This window comes from Subtercola boreus (assembly GCF_003399625.1).
In the GTDB taxonomy this organism is placed as follows: Bacteria; Actinomycetota; Actinomycetes; order Actinomycetales; family Microbacteriaceae; genus Subtercola; species Subtercola boreus_C.
The window spans coordinates 1-1,410 of sequence record NZ_NBXA01000061.1; the positions used below are offsets into that span (position 1 = coordinate 1).

The window sequence follows — 1,410 nt, forward strand, 5'->3', positions numbered from 1 at the left end:
GCTGGTACAACGCCCGCCGACGCCACTCCGGCATCGGCTACCTCAGTCCATTAGAGTACGAACGCCGCCAGCTCACACTGGCAGCCTGACCAACCAACCACCTGTCCGGGAAACGGGGTCAGCCTCACTACCGAAACGTAGATACTTCATAAGCTCTAAGTTGTCATTCTCATCGGCGTAAAAATGGACATCTGCAACCATGAGCCAAAGGTACCGCCGAACCTCGACGCCGCGGGCGAGACTAGCGCCCATCTCAAGGACAACAATCCTCACTGACCCGGTTGAGGTCCGTCGACTGCAGTGCGATGCAAAAAGCCGCAACGAACCCCAGGCGTGTGGCGTAGATGGCATAGCCTGCTTTGCGCTCCCCTCAACCTTCGAGAGCGACGTGAATAGCGTCCTAAGTTCGGTACTTCTCGATCAGTTCGAGAACAGCATTGGCGGTTGGCGGCACGTCTTTCGGGAACGAACTCACGGTCACGTTGAAAGTGAAGACGCTCCGCAACCGGGTGCCGGCAGGATCTACCCGAAAACGCAGTACCGGGATCTCACGGCGTCCAACACGCTTGACCTCGGCCGATATGTGGTGAATGGCCTTCCACCCAAGAGTGTCTGCCTCGTCGAGCGATGAACCACTTTGTCTGAAAACCTGAACCCCGGACACAGACACCCGTACCACCAGCCCCCACCCAAAGCCTCCCGGCACCGTCTTTGACGGAGTAGTCATCGGTGCAGAAACGGACGGGACCCAGGCGCCGGCAAACACAACTTCATCGCCTCTGTGCGTTGAGACCGAATCCAAGAGCAGCTCACGAATCCACGCCTGATTCCGCACGGTCCTCACAACGATGCCGAAAGTCACCACTCCACACACCACTAACAACCCAACGAACCACGCCAGAAGGCCGAGCGTCAGATCGGAGAAACCCAACGTGTGACCAGCCGCTAAAGCGAGGACGAAGGCAAGAATGACGAGGAGATATCCGACGAATAGGGGAACTATGCTGGCGTAAATTGAGCGTCTTGCCCAAGCATTCCTACTCATCCGAAGTGATCCTCCTGAACATCTGCGCACACCGAATCTCAAGCCCCTCGGACTGAACATGCCCATTGTGCCGGGATACTTACCGGCTCAACCGAGGCTGAGAGATCTCGAAGCCTTCGGACTCGACACGACGTCTGTTGCCAACGTTCCCTCCATCATCCCGGCCTGTTCCGCTCGAGGTCCGGTGAGTCAAACTTTACGCCTACTGAACTCGCTTCTGGTTTAACTGGTCACTTATCAGTTGAGTCCCGCATAGTGGTGTAGCGCATGGTGGTCGTGAGCGTCGTTGCTGACGTGGACGCGGTCACCGTGTGATCCTTCGAGAAGTCTCTTACCTCCACTCGAAAGGCATCATCACGATGACC

The 1,410-nt window shown here is 57.0% G+C and carries 2 protein-coding genes; one reads left to right on the forward strand and one right to left on the reverse strand.

What is annotated here, in order from left to right; all coding sequences use genetic code 11:
- Window positions 1-89, forward strand: an 89-nt coding sequence (locus tag B7R21_RS21050) for an IS3 family transposase (RefSeq protein WP_367302594.1), incomplete at its 5' end; no start/stop codon positions are given.
- A gap of 311 nt (window positions 90-400) precedes the next feature.
- Here the strand turns inward: B7R21_RS21050 and B7R21_RS19155 are convergent.
- Window positions 401-1,045 (reverse strand): hypothetical protein, encoded by a 645-nt coding sequence (locus tag B7R21_RS19155; protein WP_116284851.1) that lies wholly within the window; start codon window positions 1,043-1,045, stop codon window positions 401-403.
- Window positions 1,046-1,410 lie beyond the last annotated feature (365 nt).

Excerpts from the sequence above, each read along its gene's own strand:
- B7R21_RS19155 (WP_116284851.1), bottom strand. The coding sequence starts at position 1,045 with ATGAGTAGGAATGCTTGGGCAAGACGCTCAATTTACGCCAGCATAGTT.